General features: G+C 70.2%; 5 protein-coding genes and 1 pseudogene. 5 read left to right on the top strand and 1 reads right to left on the bottom strand.

Annotated features, from left to right (window positions below):
• The 4 genes from K8V84_RS14190 to K8V84_RS14175 all read left to right on the top strand — a co-directional run.
• On the top strand, positions 1-669 hold a 669-nt coding region (locus K8V84_RS14190), incomplete at its 5' end, for a hypothetical protein (protein ID WP_304074873.1).
• A gap of 167 nt (positions 670-836) precedes the next feature.
• Complete coding sequence (locus K8V84_RS14185) at positions 837-2,087, top strand: SDR family oxidoreductase (protein WP_304074871.1); 1,251 nt, start codon at positions 837-839, stop codon at positions 2,085-2,087.
• Between the two features lie 96 nt (positions 2,088-2,183).
• Entirely contained in the window at positions 2,184-2,363 is a 180-nt protein-coding gene (locus tag K8V84_RS14180) for a hypothetical protein (RefSeq protein WP_304074869.1), read from the top strand.
• Positions 2,364-2,555: 192 nt separating this feature from the next.
• Complete coding sequence (locus K8V84_RS14175) at positions 2,556-3,632, top strand: glycoside hydrolase family 5 protein (protein ID WP_304074867.1); 1,077 nt, start codon at positions 2,556-2,558, stop codon at positions 3,630-3,632.
• 56 nt (positions 3,633-3,688) lie between these two features.
• Here K8V84_RS14175 and K8V84_RS14170 read toward each other — a convergent pair whose 3' ends face one another.
• Positions 3,689-6,172, bottom strand: a complete 2,484-nt coding sequence (locus K8V84_RS14170; RefSeq protein ID WP_304074866.1) for an ATP-dependent Clp protease ATP-binding subunit — start codon at positions 6,170-6,172, stop codon at positions 3,689-3,691.
• A 339-nt stretch (positions 6,173-6,511) separates the two neighbouring features.
• Between K8V84_RS14170 and K8V84_RS14165 the strand changes: the two are divergent.
• A pseudogene (locus K8V84_RS14165) lies at positions 6,512-6,698 on the top strand (SAM-dependent methyltransferase); the annotation flags it as partial.

Raw genomic sequence — 6,698 nt, 5'->3', positions numbered from 1 at the left:
ACCACGACCGGTGATGAGCTCTGGCGTGCGGAAGTGGAGCCGTCCCGACGTTTGGCGTGGGACGACGCCGACGTCGTTCGGCCCAGGACGTGGAGTGATGGAGACCCAGTGGTCGTGGCCGGGGAACGGTTGTTCGGTCTGAACACCGGAGAACCGGTCGATGTCGTCCCCGACCACCCTGAGCAGGAGTACCACCCGTACGAGAGGGCACCCGGCACCCTGGCGGCCGACACCGAGGGCGCCGTGGTCGCCCAGGAGGATCCGGAGGCGCTCGGTCCTCGGCTGCTGAAGAAATCCGACTCCGATGGCGAGGTCGTCTCCGGTTTCGAGGTCGAGTGGGGCATCGGCCGCTACCTCGATGGACCCACCGCCGTGCTGGAGGGTGCGCTGGTCTCCGCCGTCGACGCGCCGAGGACGAGCGAGGCCGAAGACGCGGGGATCGAAGAGGGTGAACGCGCCGTGTTGGCGATACCGCTGGAGGACACCGACACCGATCGGGCGGGGACACCGCGCTGGATCCGGTTCGACGGTGAACGTCTCTTCGACCCCGACCTGGGGCAGGAGAGCAATCGCCAGAGCCTCGTCGCGGCCCCCGGAGCCGTCGTCTCCTACGTCGACGGTGGGATCTGGGGCGATGATCTCCCCCCGGTCCACGGCCTGGTGCCCTGAGGCCTGCTCGCCTCCATGCCCGGGTTCGTCCAACTCTCGCCGGTCACGGTTTTCCCACCGATGCCGCCGGGTACCGCAGCATCCACAACCTCCTCCCGCGAACCCGACCGAACAGGGGAACACATGTCGCACACCCGCCACCACTCTCACGTGGAACGGGGGCGCCGATGAGCCGCTGGAAGGGGGCCTTGGCGCTGGCCGGTGTCCGATGGGCGTGGAAACGGTACCGCCGCCGCCACGAACCGCCGCCGTCGCCGATCCGACAGAACACCGAGCTCCTCGCCTGGGGCGCCACGGGGGCCGCCCTGGGCGTGGGGGCCTCGGCTCTGTCCGAACGTCGCCGGACCCGACGCATGCGCGGCAAGGTCGTGCTCGTCACCGGCGGCTCACGTGGTCTGGGGCTGCAACTGGCCCGTGAGTTCGGGGCCTCCGGCGCGTCGGTGGTGATCTGTGCCCGGGGCCGCGAGGGTCTGGACCGCGCGGTCGCCGAACTCACCGGGCGGGGCGTGGACGCCCACGGTGTGCCCTGCGACGTCGGCGACCCGGAGGCGGTCGACGCGCTGCTGGACGCGGCCGTGGAACGCTTCGGTCGGTTGGACGTGGTGGTCAACAGCGCCGGCACCATGCGGGTGGGTCCGCAGGAGACGATGTCCGACGAGCACTTCGCGCAGGCCATGGACATCATGTTCTGGGGGCCGTTCCACCTGTCCCGCGCCGCCGCCGAACGCATGCGCGGTACCGGCGGCACCATCGTCAACGTCACCTCGATCGGCGCCTACCTGTCGGTGCCGCACCTGCTGCCGTACTCGGTGGCCAAACGCGCCTGGGCGGCGCTCTCGGAGGGGCTGGCCGCCGAGACCGGTGGCACCGGGGTGCGGGTGTTGACCGTGGTGCCGGGCCTGATGCGCACCGGTTCGCACAAGGGTGTGGTCTTCTCCGGCGACCCCGAACGCGAGTACGCCTGGTTCGCGTTGGCCGCCGGGTCGCCGTTGCTGAGCGTGAGCGCCGAACGCGCCGCTCGAAGCATCGTGCACGCCACCGCGAGCGGGCGCGGATTCCTCATCATCTCGCCGGTGACCCGGATCGGACTGGCCGTGCACGGGGTGGCCCCCGGGTTCACCCAGCGGGCCCTGAGAGTGGTCGGACGGCTGCTGCCGGGTGCCCCGGACATGGCGATGGAGCGTCTGGGTTCGCAGGCCGCCGACTCCCGGGTCGGTCGCCTGGTCGACACCGTCGCCGTGCTCAACGAGCGGGCGGGGCGCCGGATGAACCAGCGTTCGCGCGCGGGGGACGGAGGGGCCCGTGACGGTGACACCGGCACCGCGCAGACCGGGGGCGCCACGGACGCCGCCTATGACCCGGAACTGACGGGATCGAGGGTCCCCGAAGACGAGGGTGGCCCCGCGCCCGACGAGTAGCGCGACCCTCGCGACCGGTCCTGACACGGAACTCACCTCGATCGGGCAGGACCTACCACGAACCACCGAGACGGCCGGAGGAGAGGAGGAAGTCGGATGAGCGAGCACCTGGAGGAACGGGCCCTACGTCAGCCCGACCCGATGCCACCGGATCCGTTCCCGCCGGCACCGATGCCGCCCGAACCGGTCCCGCCGGAGCCGAGCCCGGACCCGGTGCCAGAACCCCAACCGGTCCCGGAACCACCGGGGCCCGAACCCGAACCGGAACCCGCCTGAGGCGGGCTTTCACCGATCTCGTCGTGGGGCGCATCCGACCGGGTGCGCCCCACGGGGTTGATAGGGCAGATGTGAATACCCTGGGTCACCCCCCTTGACGGTTGCGCTACCACTGCCTAGCTTCAACGGGAAACCTTCCTTCCGGATTCGCGGCCCTCGCCGCGTCCGATCCGCTCCCCGCCGGAGGACACCTTGGCGCGTCACCGTCCCACCCCCAGGCACCCCTACCGCACCCTCTCCCTGTCCGTTCTGGGAGCGCTCCTACTCGGTGCCGCCCTGCTCGGCAACGGTGCGCCGGAGGGCGCCGAACCCGTCGCCTCCACCACCCCCGAGACCACCGCCGTCGCAGAACACGGACAACTCCAGGTCTGCGGTATCAAGCTCTGCGACGAGAACGGTGAGACCGTCCAACTCACCGGGATGAGCTCGCACGGTCTGCAGTGGTTCGACCACTGCCTCACCGACGCCTCCCTGGACGCCCTGTCCGAGGACTGGAACGCCGACGTCCTGCGCGTGTCCATGTACATCCAGGAGGACGGTTACGAGACCGACCCGCGCGGCTTCACCGACCGGGTGCACGAACTCATCGAGGAGGGCACCGAACGCGGCCTGTACGTCATCGTGGACTGGCACATGCTCACCCCCGGCGACCCGAACGCCAACACCGACCTCGCGCTCGACTTCTTCGCCGAGATCGCCTCGACCCACGCCGACAAGGACAACCTGCTCTACGAGATCGCCAACGAGCCCAACGGTGTCTCCTGGGACGCGATCAAGGGATACTCCGAGCAGGTCATCCCGGTGATCCGGGACGCCGACCCCGAAGCGCTCGTGCTCGTCGGAACCCGTGCCTGGTCGTCACTGGGAGTGTCCGAGGGCTCGGACCACACCGAGATCCTCGCCGACCCGGTGGAGGCCGACAACATCATGTACGTGTACCACTTCTACGCCGCCTCGCACGGGGGCGGTCACTACGACACCTTCGAGCAGGCCACCCAGGAGCTGCCGCTGTTCGTCACCGAGTTCGGTACCCAGGAGCACACCGGTGACGGCGCCGACGACTTCGACTCCGCCCAGCGCTACCTCGACCTCATGGATCGGGAACAGATCAGCTGGGTGAACTGGAACTACTCGGACGACGCCCGCTCCGGCGCGGTCTTCGAGCCCGGCACCTGCGACGCGGGCGGCCCCTTCACCGGCACCGACGCGCTCAAGCCGGCCGGGGAGTGGATCCGCGACCAGATCCGCACCAGCGGCCTGTCCGCCTGACCCGACACACGATGGGCCCCGAGGAACCGAACCGGTCCTCGGGGCCCGCCCCCGTCCTATTCGGTGGCGATGGTCAACTCGCCCGCGGGATCCACGTCCACGACGATCCGGTCTCCCGCCCCGATCTGCCGGTCCAGGACCATCCGCGACAGCCGGTTGCCGATGTTGCGCTGGATGGTCCGCGCCAGCGGCCGTGCGCCGAACTCGGGCTGGTAGCCCTTCTCCGCCAGCCACCGCACCGCCTCGTCGGTGAAGCGGATCGACATCTCCTGCGCCGCCAGCCGCTCCTCGGTCCGCTTGAGCATCAGGCGGGTGATCTGCGCGATCTCCTCCTCGCCCAACTGCTGGAAGACGATGACCTCGTCGATCCGGTTGACGAACTCGGGCCGGAACTCCTCCTTGAGCCGGCGCATCACCCGGCGCTCGGTGTCGGCGTCCATCTGCCCGCCGTCGGTGAACCCCATCGGCGCGCCGCCGGTGATGACCTCCGACCCCAGGTTGCTCGTCATGATCACCACGGTGTTGCGAAAGTCCACGGTCCGGCCCTGGCCGTCGGTGAGCCGACCATCGTCCAACAGCTGCAACAGCAGGTTGAACACGTCCGGGTGGGCCTTTTCCACCTCGTCCAACAGCAGGACCGAGTAGGGGTGGCGGCGCACAGCCTCGGTGAGCTGACCGGCCTCCTCGTAGCCCACGAACCCGGGAGGGGCACCGGTGAGCCGGCTGGCGGTGTGCCGCTCCTGGAACTCGCTCATGTCGATCCGGACCATGGCCTCCTCGGAGCCGAACAGCGCCTCCGCCAGGGCCCGGGCCAGTTCGGTCTTGCCCACGCCGGTCGGCCCCAGGAACAGGAAGCTGCCCACCGGGCGATCCGGGTCGCCGAGCCCGGCCCGGTTGCGGCGGATCGCCTCCGACACCGCGGTGACCGCCTCGTCCTGGCCGATCACCCGGCCGTGCAACACCTCCTCCAGGTTGACCAGCCGCTCCCGTTCCTCCTGGGTCAGCTGCGACACCGGGATGCCGGTACTGCGTGAGACCACCTCGGCGATGTCGGACGGCTCCACCTCGGGGACGGCCGAACCGGTCCCGCGCGCCTGGTGCATGTTGCTCCTGGCGGAGTGGATCTCGTCGCGCAGCCGGGACGCCTTCTCGTAGTCCTCGTCCTGGACCGCGCTCTCCTTCTGCTCCTCCAGCTCCTTGAGTCGGCCCTCCATCTCGCGCAGCGCCGTACTGGAGGTCTTCAACCGCAGCCGGACCCGCGCGCCGGCCTGGTCGACGAGGTCGATCGCCTTGTCGGGCAGGAACCGGTCGGTGACGTAGCGGTCGGACAGCTCCGCGGCGGCCACCAGGCTCTCGTCGCTGAACCGCACCTGGTGGTGGGCCTCGTAACGGTCGCGCAGCCCGCGCAGGATTCCGACGGTGTCCTCCACCGACGGTTCGGGCACCAGGATGGGCTGGAAGCGACGCTCCAGCGCCGCGTCCTTCTCCACGTTCTTGCGGTACTCGTCCACCGTCGTGGCGCCGATGATGTGCAGCTCACCGCGGGCCAGTGCGGGTTTGAGCATGTTCCCGGCGCTGGTCGACCCCTCCGATGCGCCGGCGCCGACGATCGTGTGGATCTCGTCGATGAAGATGAGCAGTTCCTCGGAGTGGGCGCGGATCTCCTCGACGATGCCGTTGAGCCGCTCCTCGAAGTCGCCCCGGTAGCGGGTGCCCGCCACGATCCCGGACAGGTCCAGTTGGACCAGGCGCCGACCGCGCAGGACGTCGGGGACGTCGTCGTCGAAGATGCGCTGGGCGATGCCCTCCACGATCGCGGTCTTGCCCACGCCGGGGTCACCGATGAGCACCGGGTTGTTCTTGCGTCGCCGGGCCAGCACCTCGATGCACTGTTCGACCTCGTCGTCGCGGCCGACCACGGGGTCCAGGCGTCCCTCGCGGGCGAGCGCGGTCATGTCGGTACCGAACTCGTCCAGCGTCGGGGTCTGCGACGGTTCGGCCTCGGGCTGCTCAGCGGAGGGCGCCGGCCCGGCCGCCTTCTGTAGCGACTCGGGGGTGACGTCCTGGTCGCGCAGTAGTTGCCCGACCGGGTGATCGGGGTTGACCGCCAACGCGAACAGGACGTGCTCGGGCATGATGGCCGGGCTCCGGGTGGCCCGGGAGATCTGCAGGGAGTCGAGCAGGGCCCGCTTGGCCGACGGGGTCAGCCGAGCCGACCCGCGCACCGCTCGCGGGGCCTGGGCGACCGCCTGTTCGATGACCTCCTCCAGGGGTTTGGCGTCCGCGCCGGCGCGCTCCACGAGCTTGCGGGTGGGCGGGTAGTGCAGCAGCGCCCACAACAGGTGGACGGAGTCGACGTCGGCGCCGCCGCTCTCCATCGCGCGACGGGCGGCGGCGTCGGTGACCTGCCGGGCCTCGGGGCTCATCAACTTGGAAAGGTCGACGCGGCGGACGGGTCCGCGGGCGCCGAGGAACCTTGCCAGGAACTCGTCGAAGGATCCGGGTTCTCCACCCGGACCGTCCGGAAAGTCGTTCGTCATCAGATCGTCTCGTCCCTCGTGCATGTGGTGACAGGCCGCGGTGGTGGCGTGCTCGCCCTGGCGAGCAAGCGCTTGTCGGGCCGTGGCGGACGGCCGCGAGGGCGTCCGCGATCCCTGTCTCCACACTCCCCAGGACCCCCACCGCCCACACGTGCAAGGCGGGGTGGTTCGGGTAACCCGTCGGTAAGGGGGCCACCATGGGCCGCGTCGATCTGGGAGACGCGATCTTCGAAATGGCACTGTGGGAGGACCGTGAGAGTGCCCTTCCCCCCGGGTGGTCGCCGAGTTCGGCGATGCCGGCCGGTGATCCCGAAGGTCCACCTGAGAGGATGGGGACCCATGAACACCCCAGCGCCCGACGTCTCACCCCGAAACGACGGCGCCGCGCTCCTCGCCCGCCTGGACGTGGCCGAACGGCGGCCCGACGCGCTCGCGTTGCGGGCCCGGGTACGCGAACTTCTCCGCTACCGATCGGGCGACACCGTCCTGGACGTGGGCTGCGGTGGAGGGACGGCGGTGGCCGAGA

Origin of the sequence: Nocardiopsis listeri (assembly GCF_020741345.1) — a bacterium.
Lineage (GTDB): Bacteria > Actinomycetota > Actinomycetes > Streptosporangiales > Streptosporangiaceae > Nocardiopsis > Nocardiopsis listeri_A.
Note: the sequence above shows the minus strand (reverse complement) of the source record. Positions and strands in the feature narration are given on the sequence as shown.